General features: G+C 64.6%; 19 protein-coding genes, 1 pseudogene and 1 riboswitch. Of the genes and pseudogenes, 7 read left to right on the top strand and 13 right to left on the bottom strand.

All coding sequences use genetic code 11. The features are described from left to right. Positions 1-7 precede the first annotated feature (7 nt). Entirely contained in the window at positions 8-640 is a 633-nt protein-coding gene (locus tag FJW10_RS19480; RefSeq protein WP_112097902.1) for a LysE family translocator, read from the top strand. Between the two features lie 57 nt (positions 641-697). On the opposite strand, the gene FJW10_RS19485 is transcribed toward FJW10_RS19480, so the two are convergent. Further along, entirely contained in the window at positions 698-1,522 is an 825-nt protein-coding gene (locus FJW10_RS19485; RefSeq protein ID WP_140901278.1) for a DUF2189 domain-containing protein, read from the bottom strand. A gap of 226 nt (positions 1,523-1,748) precedes the next feature. Here FJW10_RS19485 and FJW10_RS19490 point away from each other — a divergent pair, with 226 nt between their 5' ends. Further along, positions 1,749-2,255: a CAP domain-containing protein gene (locus FJW10_RS19490; RefSeq protein ID WP_140901279.1), complete on the top strand. Its 507-nt coding sequence runs from the start codon at positions 1,749-1,751 to the stop codon at positions 2,253-2,255. Positions 2,256-2,327: 72 nt separating this feature from the next. Here the strand turns inward: FJW10_RS19490 and FJW10_RS19495 are convergent, their stop codons facing one another. The 4 genes from FJW10_RS19495 to FJW10_RS19510 form a co-directional block, all read right to left on the bottom strand. Further along, entirely contained in the window at positions 2,328-3,320 is a 993-nt protein-coding gene (locus FJW10_RS19495) for a 2-oxoglutarate and iron-dependent oxygenase domain-containing protein (protein ID WP_246674318.1), read from the bottom strand. A 69-nt stretch (positions 3,321-3,389) separates the two neighbouring features. Beyond that, positions 3,390-4,922: a DHA2 family efflux MFS transporter permease subunit gene (locus FJW10_RS19500; RefSeq protein WP_140901280.1), complete on the bottom strand. Its 1,533-nt coding sequence runs from the start codon at positions 4,920-4,922 to the stop codon at positions 3,390-3,392. Positions 4,923-5,333: 411 nt separating this feature from the next. Beyond that, positions 5,334-6,536, bottom strand: a complete 1,203-nt coding sequence (locus tag FJW10_RS19505; RefSeq protein ID WP_140901281.1) for an HlyD family secretion protein — start codon at positions 6,534-6,536, stop codon at positions 5,334-5,336. Next, a complete protein-coding gene (locus FJW10_RS19510; protein WP_140835826.1) occupies positions 6,533-7,012 on the bottom strand; it encodes a MarR family transcriptional regulator in 480 nt (159 codons plus the stop codon). The genes FJW10_RS19505 and FJW10_RS19510 overlap by 4 nt, the downstream gene beginning before the upstream one ends. A gap of 131 nt (positions 7,013-7,143) precedes the next feature. Between FJW10_RS19510 and FJW10_RS19515 the strand changes: the two are divergent. Then, positions 7,144-7,320: pseudogene (locus tag FJW10_RS19515) on the top strand (phosphatidate cytidylyltransferase); the annotation flags it as partial. A gap of 7 nt (positions 7,321-7,327) precedes the next feature. Here the strand turns inward: FJW10_RS19515 and FJW10_RS19520 are convergent. The 4 genes from FJW10_RS19520 to FJW10_RS19535 form a co-directional block, all read right to left on the bottom strand. Next, positions 7,328-8,314 (bottom strand): iron ABC transporter permease, encoded by a 987-nt coding sequence (locus FJW10_RS19520; RefSeq protein ID WP_140901381.1) that lies wholly within the window; start codon positions 8,312-8,314, stop codon positions 7,328-7,330. A 383-nt stretch (positions 8,315-8,697) separates the two neighbouring features. Further along, positions 8,698-9,645 (bottom strand): ABC transporter substrate-binding protein, encoded by a 948-nt coding sequence (locus tag FJW10_RS19525; protein WP_140901282.1) that lies wholly within the window; start codon positions 9,643-9,645, stop codon positions 8,698-8,700. Positions 9,646-9,677: 32 nt separating this feature from the next. Then, positions 9,678-10,466 (bottom strand): ABC transporter ATP-binding protein, encoded by a 789-nt coding sequence (locus tag FJW10_RS19530; protein ID WP_140711071.1) that lies wholly within the window; start codon positions 10,464-10,466, stop codon positions 9,678-9,680. Beyond that, entirely contained in the window at positions 10,463-10,846 is a 384-nt protein-coding gene (locus FJW10_RS19535; RefSeq protein WP_210242125.1) for a DUF1636 family protein, read from the bottom strand. The genes FJW10_RS19530 and FJW10_RS19535 overlap by 4 nt, the downstream gene beginning before the upstream one ends. A 195-nt stretch (positions 10,847-11,041) precedes the next feature. Then, a riboswitch (cobalamin riboswitch) is annotated at positions 11,042-11,248 on the bottom strand. 233 nt (positions 11,249-11,481) lie between these two features. Between FJW10_RS19535 and FJW10_RS19540 the strand changes: the two genes are divergently transcribed. Beyond that, a complete protein-coding gene (locus FJW10_RS19540; protein ID WP_140901283.1) occupies positions 11,482-12,315 on the top strand; it encodes an AraC family transcriptional regulator in 834 nt (277 codons plus the stop codon). Between the two features lie 36 nt (positions 12,316-12,351). Here FJW10_RS19540 and FJW10_RS19545 read toward each other — a convergent pair whose 3' ends face one another. Beyond that, a complete protein-coding gene (locus FJW10_RS19545; RefSeq protein WP_140901284.1) occupies positions 12,352-13,287 on the bottom strand; it encodes a bifunctional helix-turn-helix transcriptional regulator/GNAT family N-acetyltransferase in 936 nt (311 codons plus the stop codon). A 154-nt stretch (positions 13,288-13,441) separates the two neighbouring features. Here FJW10_RS19545 and FJW10_RS19550 point away from each other — a divergent pair, with 154 nt between their 5' ends. Next, positions 13,442-13,738 (top strand): type II toxin-antitoxin system HigB family toxin, encoded by a 297-nt coding sequence (locus FJW10_RS19550; protein ID WP_140901383.1) that lies wholly within the window; start codon positions 13,442-13,444, stop codon positions 13,736-13,738. Next, positions 13,738-14,118, top strand: coding sequence for an XRE family transcriptional regulator (locus FJW10_RS19555; RefSeq protein WP_140835839.1), 381 nt, complete (start codon positions 13,738-13,740; stop codon positions 14,116-14,118). Before FJW10_RS19550 ends, FJW10_RS19555 begins: the two co-directional genes overlap by 1 nt. Before the next feature lie 55 nt (positions 14,119-14,173). Here the strand turns inward: FJW10_RS19555 and FJW10_RS19560 are convergent, their stop codons facing one another. From FJW10_RS19560 to FJW10_RS19570, 3 genes are read right to left on the bottom strand one after another with little or no spacing between them, the layout of a single operon-like run. Continuing rightward, positions 14,174-15,310: an alanine racemase gene (locus tag FJW10_RS19560; RefSeq protein WP_140901285.1), complete on the bottom strand. Its 1,137-nt coding sequence runs from the start codon at positions 15,308-15,310 to the stop codon at positions 14,174-14,176. Next, positions 15,307-16,608, bottom strand: coding sequence for a D-arabinono-1,4-lactone oxidase (locus FJW10_RS19565; RefSeq protein WP_140901286.1), 1,302 nt, complete (start codon positions 16,606-16,608; stop codon positions 15,307-15,309). Before FJW10_RS19565 ends, FJW10_RS19560 begins: the two co-directional genes overlap by 4 nt. Before the next feature lie 14 nt (positions 16,609-16,622). After that, entirely contained in the window at positions 16,623-17,807 is a 1,185-nt protein-coding gene (locus FJW10_RS19570; RefSeq protein WP_140901287.1) for an MFS transporter, read from the bottom strand. Between the two features lie 119 nt (positions 17,808-17,926). On the opposite strand from FJW10_RS19570, the gene FJW10_RS19575 reads away from it, so the two are divergent. Beyond that, complete coding sequence (locus FJW10_RS19575; RefSeq protein WP_140901288.1) at positions 17,927-18,553, top strand: TetR/AcrR family transcriptional regulator; 627 nt, start codon at positions 17,927-17,929, stop codon at positions 18,551-18,553. Positions 18,554-18,606 lie beyond the last annotated feature (53 nt).

Here is an 18,606-nt window from a genome sequence, read left to right on the forward strand (position 1 = left end):
GACTGCGATGCCCGACGCCGCCAATCACCTCACTTTCGCGCTGATCTGCCTCGGCATGGTGCTCACGCCGGGGCCGAACATGATCTACCTGATCTCGCGCTCGCTGTCGCAAGGGCCAAAAGCCGGGCTGATCTCGCTCGGCGGCGTGGCGCTGGGCTTCCTGTTCTACGTGGTGTCGGCGGCCTTCGGCATCACCGCGCTCATCTTCGCCGTGCCTTACGCTTACGACGCGCTTCGCTTCGCCGGCGCGCTCTATCTCTTGTGGCTCGCCTGGCAGGCGCTGAAGCCCGGCGGGCGCTCGCCCTTCCAGGTCCGCGAGTTGCCGAGAGACAGGCCGCGCAAGCTTTTCGTCATGGGGCTGATGACCAACCTGCTCAATCCGAAAGTAGCCGTGCTCTATCTGTCGTTGCTGCCGCAGTTCATCAATCCGGCCAAGGGCCATGTCCTGTCGCAGCTTCTGGTGCTCGGCGTGACGCAGATTTCGATCAGCCTCACCGTCAACGCCATCATCGCGGTGACGGCCGGCTCGATCGCCACCTTCCTCGCCGGTCGGCCGTTCTGGCTGGTCGTGCAGCGCTGGATGATGGGCACGGTGCTGACGGCGCTGGCCTTGAGGATGGCGACCGAAGCGCAAAGATAGGGTAGCATTGATATTCAGGTGAGGCCGGCCTGACCTGAATCTCAACACAGCCTGAACTTACATCGGCCGCCGCACAGGCCGGATCTGCTCCGGCTCGACCACCTTGCGGTAGAGATGCCAGGTCGCGTGGCCGAGGATCGGCATGACGACGGCAAGCCCGGCAAACAGCGGGATCGAGCCGACCACCAGCAACACGGCGACCGTCAGGCCCCAGAGCGCCATCGTCAGCGGATTTGCCATCACCGCGCGGGCCGAGGTTTCGATCGCCGAGACGGCGCCGACGTCGCGGTCAAGCAGCAGCGGAAAGGCAATGACGGTGGTGGCCAAAACGACAACGGCGAAAACGAAACCGACGGCGTTGCCGACGAGGATCAGCGTCCAGCCCTTGCCGGTCGTCAGCACGTCGCGCACAAAGGCGCCGACTGAGGCGGGCGGCTCGGCGCCGAACAGGCTGGTGTAGAGCGACTGCGCGGTGAACAGCCACAAAAGGAACAGCGCGAAGAGCAGGACGCCGATGACCGCGATCGACGGCAGCGCCGGCGAATGGCGGACATCGAGCGCGTGCCGCCAATGGGTGTTCATGCCGAGCTCGCGCCGGCGGCTGATCTCATAAAGGCCGATGGCCGCGAACGGGCCGATCAGCGCGAAACCCGACATCAACGGATAGACGAGTTGGATGGCGTTCGAGCCCGAGGTCCATTGCGTCAGGATCAAGCCGACGATCGGATAGACCAGGCACAGGAACACATAATGCGAGGGCTTGGCCCAGAAATCCTCGGCGCCGAGCTTCAGCGCATCCCAGAGGTCCGAGGTGGAGATATGGCGCACCGTGGGCTGCGCATGCATCCCGTACGCGTCCGCCATGACATGAAAACCGGCCATAACCGTCCTCCGTTTGTCAGTGCATGAGCCCTCGAAAACCGGAAGGTTCTCGCCAAAGCAATCATGCGCCAGATCAACGCGGGTCGGTCACCGCCTGCGGTGGCCGCCCGTGGCTGCCACTTCAAGAACGACCGCATCATAGTCGATCTTCCGGGAAAAGTCGCCGCTTCACGCGATTTTCATCGGCTGCCCGGCAAAAGCCACGATCGCCCTTATCAGAGGCCGGATGAACACCTCGATCACAGCCTTCCCCGATCTCAACCGCCGCACGTTGCTCGCAGCCGCCGGCCTGGCTGCGCTTGCCGGCATCGCCGCCTGCAGCACCGTCACGGTGCCGACAGGCGAAGGCGCCGGCGTCTCTTCGTCCGCCACGGCGACACTGGCCGGTCTTCGCGCCTCGGCCGGGCTGCCGGCGCTGACCCCTGACACGCAGCTCGAGCAGGCGGCGCTGCAGCAGGCCGGTTACATGGCCTCGCGCGAGCGCATGAGCCACACCACCGGCTGGGGCAAGGATTTCGCCTCGCGCATGAAGGACAATGGCGTGCGGGGTGCCGCGGCCGAAAACATCGCCGAAGGCCGCTTCGATCAGCAAAAATTGTTCGACATCTGGATGCACTCGACCGGCCACCGTCGCAACATGCTCGATCCGGACTTCAGCCGTTTCGGGCTGGCTTACGTGCGCGACGGCCGAGATCCGGCGCTGCGCTATTGGGCGTTGGTGCTGGGCCGCTAACCGCCGGCCTTCTTGTTTGGCGCATATCGTTATCCCAAAACCGCTACGCACTTTTGGGCGGCATGCATTACTTCACTTCGTCGTCGCCTTGAACTTGCCCATCAGGTAGGGACCGGAGCGCACCGGCCCGTATTTCGGCGCCTCGCCCTCGGCCAGGCATGCGCCCAGAACCGTGATCTCGGCGTTCCAGTTCGGCTGGTGGAAGAAGGCCATGGACTGCCGGCGATCCTTGCCGCCCTGCTGCGCCGGCGGGTTGACGACGCGATGCACGGTCGACACCCAGCGGTCGTTGGTCCAGCGCGCCATCAGGTCGCCGATGTTGATGACGAAGGCGCCGGGGATCGGCGGCACCTCCGCCCATTCGCCGTCCGGCGTGACGATCTGAAGTCCGCGCGACCCTGGCTGCGGCAGCAGGATGGTGAGGCTGCCATAGTCGGTATGAGCGCCGGCGCGGATTTGGCCGGGCTTCGGCGCGACATGCTGCTCGGGATAGTTCAGCGCCCTCAGCGCGCTGATCGGCGCATCGAGGAAGGGATCGAAATAGGTTTCCGGCAGGCCGAGCGCGGTGGCGAAGACCCGCATGATGCGCAGCGCCAGATCTTCCAGAGCCGCGTAATAGGCTTTCCAGGCTTCGACGAAGCCGGCGGGCTCGGCCGGCCAGATCGTCTCGGCATAGCAGAAGGCCAGCGCCTCCGGGTCCTCGATGCCCGGAGGGACGCTGAGAGGCCCGCCGTTGAAGCTCTCCTTCAAGTCTGGCGGTGTGTCGACGTTGCGGGATTTCGCCAATGCCTCGAGCTCGGGGCCGAGATATCCATACGGATAACCCTTGTACGGCGCCTTCGAGCGCTGCTTTTCCTCAGGTGGCAGGTCGAAGAAGGCCTTCGCCTTCGACCATGCGGCGTCGATCACAGCCTGCGGAACGCCGTGGTTCGTGACCGCCAGGAAGCCGGTGCCGCGACAGATGTGGTCGACCTCGCGGCCGAGCGCCTTTTTCTGCGTGGCGCTCGCGGCCTCAAATCGTCCGAGATCGAATACGGGAAATGACGGGTTTTGCATCGCGCTCATCCAACCGCTCAATGCCCGAACGGTGCAGTCTGTGCCGGCTGTGATCTAGGACCAGCCGGCGTGGCGGTCCTAGTCCATATGGGCTGCGGGCGCCCCACCCGCCGGCGCCGCTTTCGGCTTGCGCAGCAGGATGACGAATGGAATCGCGACCAGCGTCATCACCATCAGGATTTTGAAGTCGTTGATGTAGGAGATCATCATCGCCTGGACATTCACGGCACGGTCGACCTGCGAAAGCGCTGCGGGATCGCCGGCGGCCGCCGCCGGAGACGCGGCCCACAGGTTCGGGTTGTACGGGTTGATGAAGGCCGAAAGCTCGGTGTGGTTGATCTGGGTGTTGCGCACCATCAGCGCCGCGACCACCGATACGCCGATGGACGAGCCCAGATTGCGCACCAGGCTGAACAGCGAGGTGGCGTCGGTGCGGTAGCGCGCGTCGAGCGTGGCGAAGGCGACCGTCGACAGCGGCACGAACACCATGCCCATGCCGAGACCCTGGACGACACCCGAAGAGATGATCAGCCAATTGTCCATCTGCGGCGTGAAGCTCGCCATCGTATAGAGCGACTGCGCGGTGAGCAGGAAGCCGATGGCGACGAGGATCCTGGCATCGATCCTGTGCATGATGCGGCCGACGACCAGCATCGAAATCATCGTGCCGATGCCGCGCGGACCCAGCACGACGCCGATGGTCACGGTCGGGTAGCCGAAGATATTGGCAAGCATCGGCGGCAACAGCGACATCGAAGCCAGGATCAGCACGCCCATGATGAAGATGAAGCCCAGCCCGGTCACGAAATTGCGGTCGAGGAAGATTTTTGGATCGATGAAGGGATGCTCTGACGTCACCGTGTGGATAATGAACACCCAGAAGCCGGTGAGCGACAGAGCGAGCTCGATCCAGATCTCGGCCGAGTTGAACCAGTCGACCTCGCCGCCGCGGTCGAGCAGAAGCTGCAGTGCGCCGACGCCGATCGACAGCATGGCGAAGCCGAAGAAGTCGAAGCCGCGCATGCGCTTGGCGACGACGGGCAGATAGGCGGCCATGCCGAGGAAGGCGAGGATGCCGACCGGCAGGTTGATGAAGAACACCCAGCGCCAGTTGAAGTTTTCCGTCAGCCAGCCGCCGAGCGTCGGCCCCAGGATCGGCCCAAGCATGATGCCGGCGCCCCAGATCGCCATCGCCTGGCCATGGCGCTCCTTCGGGTTGATATCGAGCAGGAAGGTCTGCGACAGCGGCACGATGGCCGCGCCGAACACGCCCTGCAGCAGCCGGAAGAGCACCATCGTCTCGAGACTCCAGGCAAGGCCGCAGAGCATGGAGAAGATGGTGAAGCCGACAACGGAGGCGAGGAACAGCTCCTTGCGGCCAAGCCGGTCGGCAAGCCAGCCGGTAACCGGCGTCATGATCGCCGCGGCCACGATATAGGAGGTCAGCACCCAGTTGATGTTGTCGGGCGACGCGCCGAGGTCGCCGGTCATGGTCGGCAGCGCGACATTGGCGATCGTGGTGTCGAGCGCCTGCATGATCGTCGCCAGCATCAGCGCGACCGTGATCAGTCCGCGATGCGGCACTTCCTTGAAGGCTTCGGGCGTGCTCATGGTGCTGAACTTCCAGCAGGTAACAAAAACGTGTAGACTAGAGCATGATGCCGAAAAGTGTGAAGCGGTTTTCGGACGACATCATGCTCTATCTCTTTGATTTAGAGGCGGATTCAGATTTCAGGTCGAACAGACCTGAAATCATCCGGCTCTAGGTTTCCGGGCGGCAAAGCCTTCCGTTGAGAGACCTTCATCGCGGTGGGACGCGACTATCGATGTGGGGGTTACATCGACTGAAAGTCTCTGGCAGAGCGGATTGCTGCCGCCCGGAAACCTGAGGACCGACGGGTCCGCGACGAGGCCTCGGCTTTCGGACCAGCCGCGATGCGGCTTGCCTCGCTGATCCTTGTCACTCCTCCCATCAGACCAATCCCCTCAATGCCCGCCGCGTCGCGACGGGCCTCGCTGTCGTTACTGCGCGTGCTCCCCTGCCGCGGCGTGGCCGAAGATCGACGGCAGGCCGCGCGCCACGCCGGTGTCGACGGTGACGGTGGCGCTCATGCCGGTGCGCAGCGCCATCTTGGCATCGGGATCGGTCAGTTCCAGCCGCACGGGAATGCGCTGCGTGACCTTGACCCAGTTGCCGGTGGCGTTTTGCGCGGGCAGCAGCGAAAACTCCGCGCCGGTGCCGGCGCCGATCGCCGTGACGATCGCCTCGAAGGTGCGGCCCGGATAGGTGTCGACGACGATCTCGGCCTTCTGGCCCGGCTTCATGTTGGTGAGCTGGGTTTCCTTGAAATTGGCGTCGATCCAGGTGTCGCCGGTCTCGACCAGCGCGAACAGCGGCGTGCCGACGGAGACATACTGGCCGACCTTGAAGGACGCGGCCTGGTAGATGACGCCGTCGGCCGGCGCCTTCACCGTCGTCTGCGCCAGATCGTAGGCGGCCTTGTCGCGCGTGGCCAAGGCCGCCATCACGGTCGGATGCTTGTCGGTCTCGATGTCCGGATTGCCGCCGAGCGCCGCCTTGGCGCTGACGATGCCCTGCTCCGCGACGGCCAGCTGCTGCTTGGCCTTGTCGAGGTCGTTGCGGGCCTGGTCGAGCGAGGACTTGGCGTTAATGCCCTTCTGCGCGAGATCGGCGGCGCGGCCATATTGCGACTGCGCATAGTCGACTTCGCTGGAGGCGGATTTTTCCTGCGCCGTCGCCTGGCTGTAGGCGGCGCGCAGCTGCTCGACGTTGAGGCGCGCGGCGGCGACCGCCGCATCGGCCTGGGCCAGCGCGATCCTGTAAGGCTCGGGATCGATGACGAAGAGAAGGTCGCCCTGCTTGACCATCTGGTTGTCGGCAATGCCGACCTGGACGATACGACCGGCCGTGTCGGAGGCGACCGAAATCCTGGCCTGCTGCAGATTGGCGTTCTCGGTTTCCTGATAGCGCCCACCCGTCACCCAGACATACGCGCCGCCGGCGAGCAGGGCCAGCGGCAGCGCGACCATCAACAGGAAGCGACCGGGGCGGCGCTTCTTCGTCGGCGCGACCGGGGCCGGCTGCGGCGCAGGCGCCACCGCGACAGGAGTGGCCGCCGGCTGTGCGGGCGCCTCAGCGACCGGCTGCGCCGGCGCACTCAGCTTCGTGACGTTGTCGTCTTCCCGCTTGGCTACCGCGCTCATGCCGCTGCCCCTTCCCTGCTCTTTATCTTTTCGAGGGACGATGCCTCGCCGTCCGTCAGGTTCCGCACGATGGTGTCCAACACCCGGATCAGGATGCGCCGCTCTTCGGGCGAAACACCGGTCAACGACTCCTCATAGACCTCGCCGGCAAGGCTTTTGACATCGGCGTAAGCGGCGCTCGCCTTGTCGGTCGGGAAGATCATGCGCACGCGCCGGTCGGTGGCGTCCTGGCGGCGCTCGATCCAGCCGCCCTCCTCCATGCGGTCGACGAGGCGCGAGACGCTGATCGGCTCGATTTCGAGCAGCTCGGCCAGCCGCGCCTGGGTGATGCCTTCTTCCTTGGCAACGCGCACCATCAGCCGCCATTGCGCCGAGGAAAGGCCCAACCCACTGGCACGCACCTCGAAACGCTTGCGCATCAGGCGCTGCACGTCGTGGATCAAAAACCCCAATCTGTCGATACCATCTGAAACCATGAGCGATACATATAATAAGCGTGCTTACTATTCAAGTGGATGCTTTGTGCAAGAAGCCGGCAAATCGAGATATCAGGGATCCGATGCGTCGATGGTTAGCGTCCGGTGAAGATAGCTCCGATGCCTTCGTCGCCTGCACGATGGGATTTCTCGGCGGACTCGTCGCCTCGGCGATCAAGCGCGACCAGGGCGTCAAGGATTGGGGCCACCTGATCGAAGGTCATGGCGGCATGCTCGACCGCACCGACAGCTTGGTCTTCGCTGCGCCGATCTTATTCCACATCGTGCACCATTTCTGGACGGTTTAATAACCGGTCAGAGCCGGTTACGCATCAGCAAGATGACGACGAAGAACGCGCCGAGCGAGCTGGTGATGATGCCGATCGGCAGTTCCTGCGGTGGCAAAAGCGTGCGGGCCAGCAGATCGCTCGCCAACAGCAGGATGGCGCCGAACAGCGCGCAGGCGATGACCAGATTGCGATGCAAGGGGCCGGAGAGCGGCCGGCTGAGATGCGGGATCATCAGGCCGACGAAGCCGATGACGCCGGCCACGGCAACGAGAATGGCGGTCGCCAGGGCGGCGACGAGGAATGTCGCGCGGCGCATCCTCGCCACCGACACGCCAAGGCTCTCGGCGGCGCTTTCGCCGGCGAGGAAAGCATCGAAGCGGCGGTGGTTCCACAGGCCATAGGCGAGGATGATGCCAGCGCCAAGCGCCGCCAGGCCGATATTGTCCCAGCGGGCAAGACCGAGCCCGCCCATGGTCCAGAACAACACCGAGTGGGCGGCGCGCTGGTCGCCGGCGAACACGAGATAGTTGGTCAAGGCAGTGAATAGAAATGAGACGGCGAGGCCGGCCAGGATCAGCCGCTCGGGCCCCTGCCCCTTCACCCGCGACACCAGCAGAAGCACAATCGCCGCCGCCAGCACGCCGCCGGTGAAGGCGGCAAGCGGCAGCGTCCAGACGCCGAACGTGTCGCCGAATACGGTGATGACGGAGACCGCGCCCGCCGCCGCGCCCGAGGAGAGGCCAAACAGGAACGGATCGGCGAGGTCGTTGCGAGTGACCGTCTGTAGCAGCGCGCCGACCACGCCAAGGCCGGCGCCGACGGCGATCGCCAGCAACGTGCGCGGCAGCCTCAGGTCGACGACGATGCTGCCGACCGGGCCGGATGGGCTCTGGCTGCCCAGTCCGGCCGCATGCGCCAGTGCGCCAACGACCTGGCGCAGAGGTATCAGCGTCGAGCCATAGGCGATCGAAAGCAGCCCGAGCGCGACCAGCAGCGTCGCGCCAAGCATCATGGCCAAAGCGAACGATCGGCGGCGCAGATTCACGGCGTGGGACCTGCCGCCGCGATACCGGCGTTCGGGATTAGCCGAGGCATCCGCGACTTCGTCGATGCCGCAAGGGGCCGTCCACCCATCATTCCGGGGCGAAGCAGGCGCGAAGCTCCGTCGCGTAGATGCCGTGACCTGGCACGAGAAGTGCCACGGTGCGGAATTCTGAGCAGCGGCAACGCCTCGGCGTCACGGAATGGATCCTTGGGTCTGCGCCGCCTCGCTTCGCTCCTTGCTCCGCCCGTGGATGACGAAGTCGCGAGTGTTTTGGCCAATCTCCAAAGCGGTCGATTCACAGGCACACGATCCGTCAATGAAGCCATCCCCACCCCTTCAGAACCCCAGACCTAAAACGCTTCCGGATGCATGGCCCTGGCGATCTTGCCGATCGCCTCGATATTGGCGGGTCCGGGCGTCAGCTCGGCGTAGCGCAGAGCGACGAAGCGCTCGTTCCTGACAGCGTCGGTCTCCTTCATGGCCGGATGGACTTTAAGGAAATCGAGCAGCTTCCTGTAGCCGCCGCCATCCTGGTAATCGAGCAGGATAAGGAACTGCGGATTGCGCGAGGCGACCGTCTCCCAGTCGGTGTTGCCCCAGCTCGTCTCCATGTCGGCCATGATGTTTTCGCCGCCGGCGGCTGCGATCATGGCGTTGGGAATGGCGAACTTGCCGGCGGTGAAGGGCTTGTCCTCGCCGGAATCGTAGAGGAACACGCGCGTGCCCTTGCGGTCGCCGACCTTGGCGGTGATATCGGCAAGCTCGGCCTTCCAGCCGGCGACCAGCTTTTCGGCCTCCGTCTCCTTGCCGAAGATCTTGCCGAGCTTCTCGACGTCGCCATAGAGCAAGTCCATCGAGGCGGCGGGCCGGTTCTTGTCGAGATGGACGCAGCTTTCGGTCAGCACCAGCGTCTTGATGCCGTGCGGGGCGAGCGTGTCGGGCGTGACCTCGCCGCCCGGTTTCATGCCGTAGTACCAGCCGGCGAAGAAGAAATCCGGCTGCACGGCAACGAGGTTTTCCAGCGTCGGATATTTTGGCGCCAGCTCCGGGATGGAGCCCTGCTCCGCCTTGAACTCGGGGCCGACCTTGTACCAGCCGGTGATGCCGGTAAGCCCGACGATCGACGGCTGCAGCTTCAGCGCGAAGGCCATCTCGGCCATGTTGAGGTCCTGGATGACGGCGCGTTCTGGCGGTGCATCGAAGGTGAGCGGCTTGCCGCAGCTGTCGACGGTGACCGGGAAGGCGAAGGCGGCCGAGGCGAGAAGCGAGAAGGCAAACGACAAAGCGAGGCGTTTCACGGGGTGGTGCTCCTTGTTTGGGTTGGGCAGGCTCAGGATGACGAGGAAGCGCGCGTGGGCAGTTCGAAGACGGTGAGCTCGCGGTCCTCGGTCGGGTGCCGCAGGCGCAGCACGTCGATGCCGAAAACCTCGCGGATATGCGGCTGCGCCAGCGCCTCGCGGGGCGGCGCCAGCGCGTGCAGCCGGGCGTTGCTCATCACCGCGACGTTGGTGGCGAAGGGCGCCACCAAGGCGAGATCGTGCAGCACGGCGACCACGGTCATGCTGAATTCGGCCACCAGTTCGAGCAGTTCTGCGCGGGCGCGCGGATCAAGGTGGTTGGTCGGCTCGTCGAGGAACAGGATCTTCGGCTCTTGCGCGATGGCACGGGCGAGCTGCGCGCGCTGGCGCTCGCCGCCGGAGAGCGAGCCGATGCTGCGCGCGAGCAGTGGCAAGAGCCCGGTCCGGCGCAGTGCTTCGACGACGATGTCGCGGTCGTCGTGCCGGCGCCTCAGGCCGGCATGCGGGACGCGGCCAAGCTCGACATAGTCGATGAGCGCCAGCCGTGGATCCGGCTGGTCCGTCTGGCCGACGACGGCGATGCTGAGCGCCCGCTCGGCGGCGGTGATCCTATCCAGCCGGCGCCCGGCCAGGCGAACCTCGCCGTGGCTCGGCGACAACGCCCCGCACAACATGCGCAGCAGAGTCGTCTTGCCGGCGCCGTTCGGGCCGATGATGGCGAGGCGCTCACCCGCCGCCAGCGACAGGCTGACATCCTCGACCAGCGTCCGGCCGTTTGCCGTGGCGCCCAGATCGCGGGCTTCAAGCAGGGGCGCGCTCACCGGACTTGCTCCCTGGCCTTACCCGCGGCGGGGATGCGCGCCAGTATCTTGCCGGCGAGCCTTGCCGGGCGCTGGCCGGAATTGCACCAGCCGTCGGGCAGCGAGGCATAGAGCCTGGCAAATTCCACCAGCGCGCCGGCGTCGGTGCCCCTGTCGATGGAACCGAAGAGATAGGTGGCTTTGCCTTGCGCCTTGAAGGCCACGGTGAGCGGCCGCGCGCAACCCGCCATGCAGTCGATGGTCTCGACGGCAAAAGAAGGCGCCGGTTGCAAGGAAAGCCTGGAACGCAGGTCGGCGCACAAACCCTCGCCGGACCTCAGCCCGGTCACGGTATCGCGACACAGAGAACAGACGATGATGCGATGGCTCGAGCGTTTCACCGTTTCACGGAAACGGCGAACCGCTCTATCTCTTTGTTTTGACGCAATTCCAGACGGAAAACCGCTACACACTTTTCCTGGAATTGTTCTCGAGGCGTCCAACATTTCCGTCACTTTCCAAAATGGCGACGGAAGGATGCTGGACGAGCCGGCCGACAAGACCGGCGCCCGCGTCTCCTCCCGGCACACCCCGTCCGGTCAACTCATGTCGATGGCAGGTCTCCTGGCTCGCGGGTCGTTGCGCCATCCGCCTTCCCAGCCTTGCCGGCCAGTGGCGTTTCGGATGGAACTCGCCGCTCACAGTTGCGGGGGCAGCCACGGGTTCAATCCAGACCGGATCTCACCGTGTTCCCTTTTCACCCCTCGCCTTGCGGCTCGGGGACCATGACGCAGCCATCGTAGGTTGTCCGCGTGCGAGTCGCAACGGCTTCTGTCCGCCCATGGCGCGAAAGACATGGCGGGATCCTCGTGTCGGTGCCGCAAGTCGCTTGCTTCGTTTTGATATGTAATAACATTACCAAATAGAATACGCTGCCTTGGCTTGTCAACGTCATTCGACTTCGCTCGAAGCGCAATTTCGATCAAACTGGCCGCCGGTGCGGGGACTAGTGTCGCCCCGCCAGATGCGAGGAAACATGAACCCGACCGAGAAAGCGCTGTGGTTTGTCGAAAGCCATCTGCCGGACGCGATCAGCCTCGACGAAATAGCGGCAAGCAGCGGCGTGTCGCGCTTCCATGTGACGCGCGCCTTCGGCGCCGCCACGGGACGATCGGTCATGGGTTATATGCGAGCGCGCCGCTTGAGCGAAGCGGCGCGCAAGCTGGCCGGCGGCGCGCCCGATATTCTTTCGGTCGCGCTCGATGCCGGCTACGGCTCGCATGAGGCTTTCACGCGGGCCTTTCGCGAGGCGTTCGGCACCACGCCGGAATTGGTGCGCGCGCAAGGCTCGACCCAAAACCTCGACCTCGTGGAGCCCATTCTGATGGACAGTTCGCTTCTCACCACTCTCGAGCCGCCGCGCTTCGAGACCAGCCGCCCCTTCCTCATCGCCGGTCTCGGCGAGCGCTACAGCTGCGAGACCAGCGCCGGCATTCCAATGCAATGGCAGCGCTTCGCACCCTATATCGGCAACGTTCCAGGCGAAGTGCCTGGCGTCTTCTACGGCGTGTGCACGAATGGCGACGATGCCGGCAATTTCGACTATGTCGTCGGGGTCGAGGTGACGGATTTCTCCGATCTGCCGAAGGATTTCTATCGCGTGCGTGTGCCGGCGCGGAAATACGCGGTGTTCTCGCATCGCGAGCACATCTCGGCCATCCGCCGGACCATCAACACGATCTGGAACAGCTGGCTGCCGCCATCCGGCCACGAAATCGCCGACGCGCCGGAATTCGAGCGCTATGGACCCGAATTCGACGCGCGCACCGGCAATGGCGGGTTGGAGATCTGGTTGCCGGTGAAGGGGTGAGCGCCTTCCCCTCACCTTGTGGGAGAAGGCAAAGAGCTAAAGTTCCAGATCCCACGTCTGCCCGACAAGGTCCTTGCCGAACGAATGGTGGCGTTCCTCGTCGACCAGCTTGAAACCCACTGCTTGATAGATGCGGCGGGCCGCGCCCAGTATGTCATTGGTCCATAAGGTCAGCGTCTTGTAGCCCTTGGCGCGCGCGAAGGCGATGCTTTCGTCGACCAGGCGCGCACCGATGCCAAGGCCGCGCGCCGATGGCTCGACATAGAGCAGCCTGAGCTTCGCCACCTCCGGCGACTTGCGCACGACGAAGACGGAACCGACAACCTCGCCCGCGCGCTCGGCGATCCAGGCACGCTCCCACTTCGGATCGAACTTCTTGACGAATTCGCCAAGGATCTCGGCGACCAGCGCCTCGAAGGTCCCGTCCCAACCATACTCCTGCGTGTAGAGCATGCCCTGGCGGCGCGTGATCCAACCGATGTCGCCGACCTGCAGCGGCCGCAGGATGTAGGCTTCCGTCGGTTCGGGTTTGTCGCCGAGCAGCTCCTGTACGGTGCGCATGGCCTTGACCAGCCGCTCCTGGTCGACAGGCGCCAAGCGATCGAGCAGCGCCCGCACCTGGTCGTGCGAATCCTGGTTGAGCGGCGCGAAGGCCTGCCTGCCCGCGGGCGTCAGCGCGATCGAGGCGCGGCGCGCATCCGCCTCGGTGGCTTCGCGCTCGACCAGGCCGCGCTCCTCGAATTTCTTGAGAAGACGGCTGACATAGCCGGGGTCGAGGCCAAGCTCGCGGATCAGGTCGCTGGCGACGAGCCCGTCGCGATGCGCAAGCTCATAGAGCACCCGCGCCTCGGTCAGCGAGAACGGGCTCCTCAACAGGCCCTCGTCGAGCAGGCCGATCTGGCGGGTGTAGAATCGGTTGAAGGACCGGACCGTGTCGATGCGCTCCTTGCCGGGGCGGTCGTGGATCGTCATGGGGATTTCCTCCTGTCTTGGACAGGATCAATTATTTAGTTGACTGAGTCAATGAATAGGTCAGACCTTACGATGTCGCGAGGGGCGGCGCCGTAGATTTCCCATTTTGGTAAATAGCACTTGTTCCCAATATGGGAAAAGTCTATATGTGGCCATGCAAATCGTCAGCAATAAAACGCTAGTGGCATTCTGGACGAAACACCCACAGGCCAAGGCGCCGCTTACCGCTTGGTTCAACGCTTCGAGCAAGATCGAGTGGAAAACATCGGCTGACGTCAAGGCGCAGTTTGGCGCGAGTGTGGACTTCGTAGCCGACAACCGCGTCGTATTCGACATCGCCGGCAACAAATACCGGCTGGTTGTGCATGTCAGCTACACATTCAAAAGGCTGCTGATCAAATTCGTCGGGACCCATGCCGAGTACGACAAGATAGACGTGGAGAAGGTGTAATGGAAAACATTCGACCCATTAAGACCGAGGCCGATTACGATTGGGCGATTGCCGAGATCACTCACTATTTTGACAATGAGCCCGCCATTGGCAGCCCTGAGGCCGATCGGTTCGATGTCCTGGCCGCTCTTGTCGAGGCTTACGAAGCCAAGCACTACCCTATCGAGGAGCCCGACCCCGTGGACGCCATTGTCGCCCATATGGAAATGGCCAACCTCAATCGAGGGGCACTCGTGCAATTGCTGGGTTCCGCTTCGCGCGCCTCCGAAATCCTGAGCCGCAAGCGCCCGCTCACCCTGGAAATGGCATTCAAGCTCAATCGCGAATGGCATATTCCGGCGGAGATACTGATCCATCCGTACCATTTGGCCAAGGGATGACAGAGAGGCTGCAGTCGGATAGTGCCGCCTGCTTTCGAGGCATGGAGACGCGCCCTCACCCCATCGGCAGCACCGGCCAGAACTCCACGATTCGCCCGGCCGAAAACACCCCGATCGCCCCGAAATGCTGCAGGACCGCCTCGCTCTGTGTCGGCCGCAGCAAGGCGTAGTCGCCGGGCTTCACGTCCGCGCCCGCGGGCAGCCCCATGAACTGCTGGTTGGAGGACAGACCGATCAAGCCGTTCGGCTTCATGCCTTCGGGAAACACCGGCTCGGCCATCCACTTGCCGCCATAGAGATAGCAGCCCTTGCGCGGGAAGAGGCCGAGCGCCCGCAACGTGCGCGACACCGCCGGTGGACCGGGCAGCATCGGATCGAGCGCCTTGAGGATCGGCGTCACGATAAATGCCGCCGGCTGGAAGCCTCCCAGGCCGGGCGTGTCGAAATCCTTGGGCAGCACGAAAGCCGAGCCGATCGACACTTCGTTAGCGGCGCCCGAGCCGTGCAGCAGCGCTGTCTTCGAGCCGCCGATGTTGAGGATGCGGCGCTGGTCCGGGTCGAGGGCGCCGGCGAACTCGGCGGCCTTGGCAGAGGCCCGCTTCAGCGCCTTGGCCGCACCGCCAAACAGGCCAGGTATCTCCGGCGCATGCGCCTCATAGGCCATGATGCCTTCGCAGCGCAGACCTTTTGGAATCGTGAGCGCGTTAATCTCGGCAGGACTGGAAAAACCGCCGCGATGCAGGCCGACGTCCACCTCGAAAGCGAAGCGCAATTCGGTGTCGAGCGCGGCAGCGAGCGCGCCATATTCCGCCAGCCGCTCCTGCGTATCGATCAGCCAGCAGACGCGCGACCACCAGCCGGCGCCGCCTCTCGTCAGCGCGGCCCGGGCGGCGCGCACCGGCATCGGCTTGCCATAGAGCAGGTCGCCCTCGGGAAAAGCGTCGAGCACGGCCTGCGTCACCGGCGGATGGAAGGTCATGAAGCGGTTGGTTTCGAGTGCTCGCGCGATGTGCGAGAGCAGCGGCATGCAAGGCAGCGACTTGTCGACCAGTCGCACCGCCAAGCCCGGCGCCAGCCTCTCCTTCACCAGCGCGATGTTGCCGTCCAGCCGGTCGCGGTCGAGCACCAGGCAGGGCCGGAAAATCTCGGCGGCCCGCAAAGCGTCGGACAGGGCAGTGAAATAGGCGCTCATCGTCGGATGCCAAAAGGGCTGGGTTCGATGCCGAACAGGCCGGCCATGTAGGGCGACACGAAACGGTTTTTGGGGTCGATGTCGCGGCGCACCGCCATGGCGTCATCCCAGCGCGGATAGAGTTTCCTGAAGTCCGCCGCCTTCAGGCCGTGCATCTTTCCCCAATGCGGCCTGCCGCCATACTTGCGGAAGATCGGCTCGGCGGCGCGCATGAAGGGCAGCGGGTCGTTCGCCGCATCGTGGTGGATGGCGATCGAGCAGGTCAGCCGTTTGTAGAAAGGCGAAAGCCAGAATTCGTCGGGCGCCACCGAACGCACCTCCATCGGGAAATAGACTTCCGGGAAGTGCTTCTCCGTCAGCGCGATGATCTCGGCCAACGCCTTGGGACCTTCCTCGTAAGGCAGGTGGTACTCCATCTCGTTGAATTTGGTGCGACGGTCGCTGGCGTAGACGTTGAGCCAGTCCTGCACATAGTCCTCGGAGGGCATTTTCTTCACCGCGCCCCTGATCAGCGCGCGGCGCAGCAACGGCAGCCAGCGCAAAGTGGTGCGCAGCTTGCGCAGCGTCGCCAGCCCTTCCTCGTCGTCCTCGGTCGGCCGCGGCGTCGGCGGCGCGTCACTGAGATCGCTGGCAATGAACTGCACATAGTCGGCGAAGGGGATGTAATAGAACTCGGCCGAGCGATGCGCGGCCATCATCGTTTCGAAATCGCGCAGCATGTCGCCGACCGGCAGGACCCATTTGCGGCGGCGCAGCCGATAGGTAGCGATGTTGTTCATCGTCACTTCGGTCAGCACGCCGAAGCTGCCCAGCGCGACGCCGGTGGCGTGGATCATGTCAAGGTCGTCTGCCCGGCTGTATTCGCGCAGCTTGCCTTGCCCATCCACCAGCTGCAGCGCCTCGAGCTGCGTATGATAGGCGCCGAGCGAGGAGCCCGAGCCGTGCGTTGCCGTGCCCAGCGCGCCGCCGATCGCCTGGCGGTCGATGTCGCCCATGTTCGGCAGACCCTGGCCGATGTCCTGCAGGATTTGCATCAGGGCGCCGAGCCGCGTGCCTGCCCTCACCCGCGCCCGGTTGACCGCCGCCTCATGCGAGACCAGCCCTTCGATCTTCTCCAGCGAGACGATGGTGCCGTCCGACTGCACCAGCGGCGTGAAGGAATGGCCGGCGCCGGCCACGCGCAGCGGTCCGGGCGCCGAGCGCACCAGCTCGACCAGTTCCCCGGCATCGGCCGGGGTCGCGATCAATTGCGGGGAAGCCGTGACGAAGCCCGACCAGTTGCTCCAGGCGGCTGCCATCCTAATCCTCCCGCTCAGGCCCGGCCGCGCCGGCGCGCGACCAGCACGAAGACGCCGAGCAAAAGCACGCTGGCCAGGGCGGTGGCGGCGGCGAATTCGGGCACGGGCCGGAAATTTTCGCCATCAATCAGCAGCGAGGCGGCAATCGGGCCGATGGCGAGGCCGAAGAGTTGCGCGGCCGGCACCAGGAGTGCCGCGGTGCGCGTCTCGTCGGCGGTGATGGCGAGGCGGATCTGGTAGGGCACGATGAAGAGCAGGATGAAGCCCATCACCAGCACCACGGCCCAGAACGTCGAAAGCCCCGGGCCGGAGGCAAGCAGCACCGAGCTGATCGCCGCGATGACCCCGATGGCGGTGATGGCAAAACGATAGTCGATGCGCGCCTCGAAGATTGTCGCGGTCATGGCGCCGATCACCTGCGCGGCAAGGCTCGCCGAAACCATCAAGCCGACGGTGCGGCCATCAATGCCGAACTGCGCGCCGATGGGCTCGAGGAAAGCCCAGACGGCGCCGAAGAACATGAAATAGCAGAAGATCGACAAGAGCGCGGTGATCGCCGGCACGGTCGCCACGTTGGCGAACTGCTCTTCCTTGGGCAGGTCGGCATAGTCGTCCGGCACGGTCCAGGCCACGACCAGCGACAGCAGGCAGACGATGCCGAGCGCGATGAAGCCGCCGGCCGAGCCGGCTCGCGGCACGGCATAGAGCGCGAGGATCAGCGCCAGCGCGCATTGCGCCAAGGTCTGCAGCGTCACGAAATAGCCGCCGATGCGCTCGGCTCGACGCGAGCGGGCGATCAATTCGGTGGCCACCGCGACCAGCCCTCCCTCTGCCAGCCCGGCCAGCGTGCGAGCGCCGATCAGCGTATTGGGAGTACCGGCATAAGCGGTCCAGAAATTGGCGAGCGCGAGCAGCACGAGCAGCACCGCGCTCTTCCAGCGCATGTTCCTGGCAGGGAGAAGCATCGCCACTACGCCCGAGCCGATGGCGATCGCGATCATCTCGGCGGTGGCCACCAGCGCGAGCTCGTCGCCGGTGACATGCCCTTCGGTGTAGAGCGCGCCGAGCAGCACCGGCTGAAGGCCGAGGATGAGCAGGCCGACCGAGCCGAGCCACAGCGCCGAGGCGAGCTGCAGTCCGGTCGGATTGCCGACAAGCCAGTCGTCATTTTCCGCCTGCGCGGCTTGCGATGCGGTCACGAGTGCCCCTCCCTTGCAGCTCGATCGAAAAACTGACAAGTTGTCAGTATTTCACGAAACTGATACTTGATCATGTTTCTTGTCAACCACGAATTCGCGGCTTTCACGAGATTTGGTGCATGACGCAGATCAGGCGAAGGGCGACGGAACCGCGGCGCAGGCCGAAGCAGGAGCGCAGCCGCGAGCGCATCGACGCGATCCTCGCCACCACCATGCGGCTGATCGGCGAAAAGGGCATCGACGCGGTGACGATGAAGGAAGTCGGCGCGCTGGCCGGCGGGCCGATCGCCACCGTCTATCACTATTTCCCGTCGAAGTCGGCGATCCTGGCGATGCTCTATGAGCGGTTTTCCGAGGAAAGCCGGGCGCGATTCGGCGCCACCATCGCCGAGATAGGCGGGCTGGGCGACGTGACCGCGGCGGCCGACCGCCTACTCGACGACTATTATGCCCGCGTCGCTGCCGACCCGGCCATCCAGGACCTGCAGAACGCCATCCAGGCCGACAAGGCGCTGCAACATCTCGACATCGCCGAGACGCGGCACCAGGCGAAGATGTTCTGCGACCATGTCGGTCCGATGATCGAGCCGGAGCGGCGCGAGGCGTTCGGGCGCGTCGTGTTCCTCATCTTCCAGCTTGCCGGCGGCGTCGTGCGGCTGGCGCTGACGCAGGACAAGGAAGAAGGCCGGCGCACGATCGACGACTATCGGTCGATCATTCACACGCAGTTGCGGTTGTTTCTGTAGGTCTCGGCTTGCTGAAGAATGGAACCGTGGAGTTCCTTCGCGCCCCCCTCTGT

It is taken from the genome of Mesorhizobium sp. B4-1-1 (genome assembly GCF_006439375.1).
GTDB lineage: Bacteria > Pseudomonadota > Alphaproteobacteria > Rhizobiales > Rhizobiaceae > Mesorhizobium.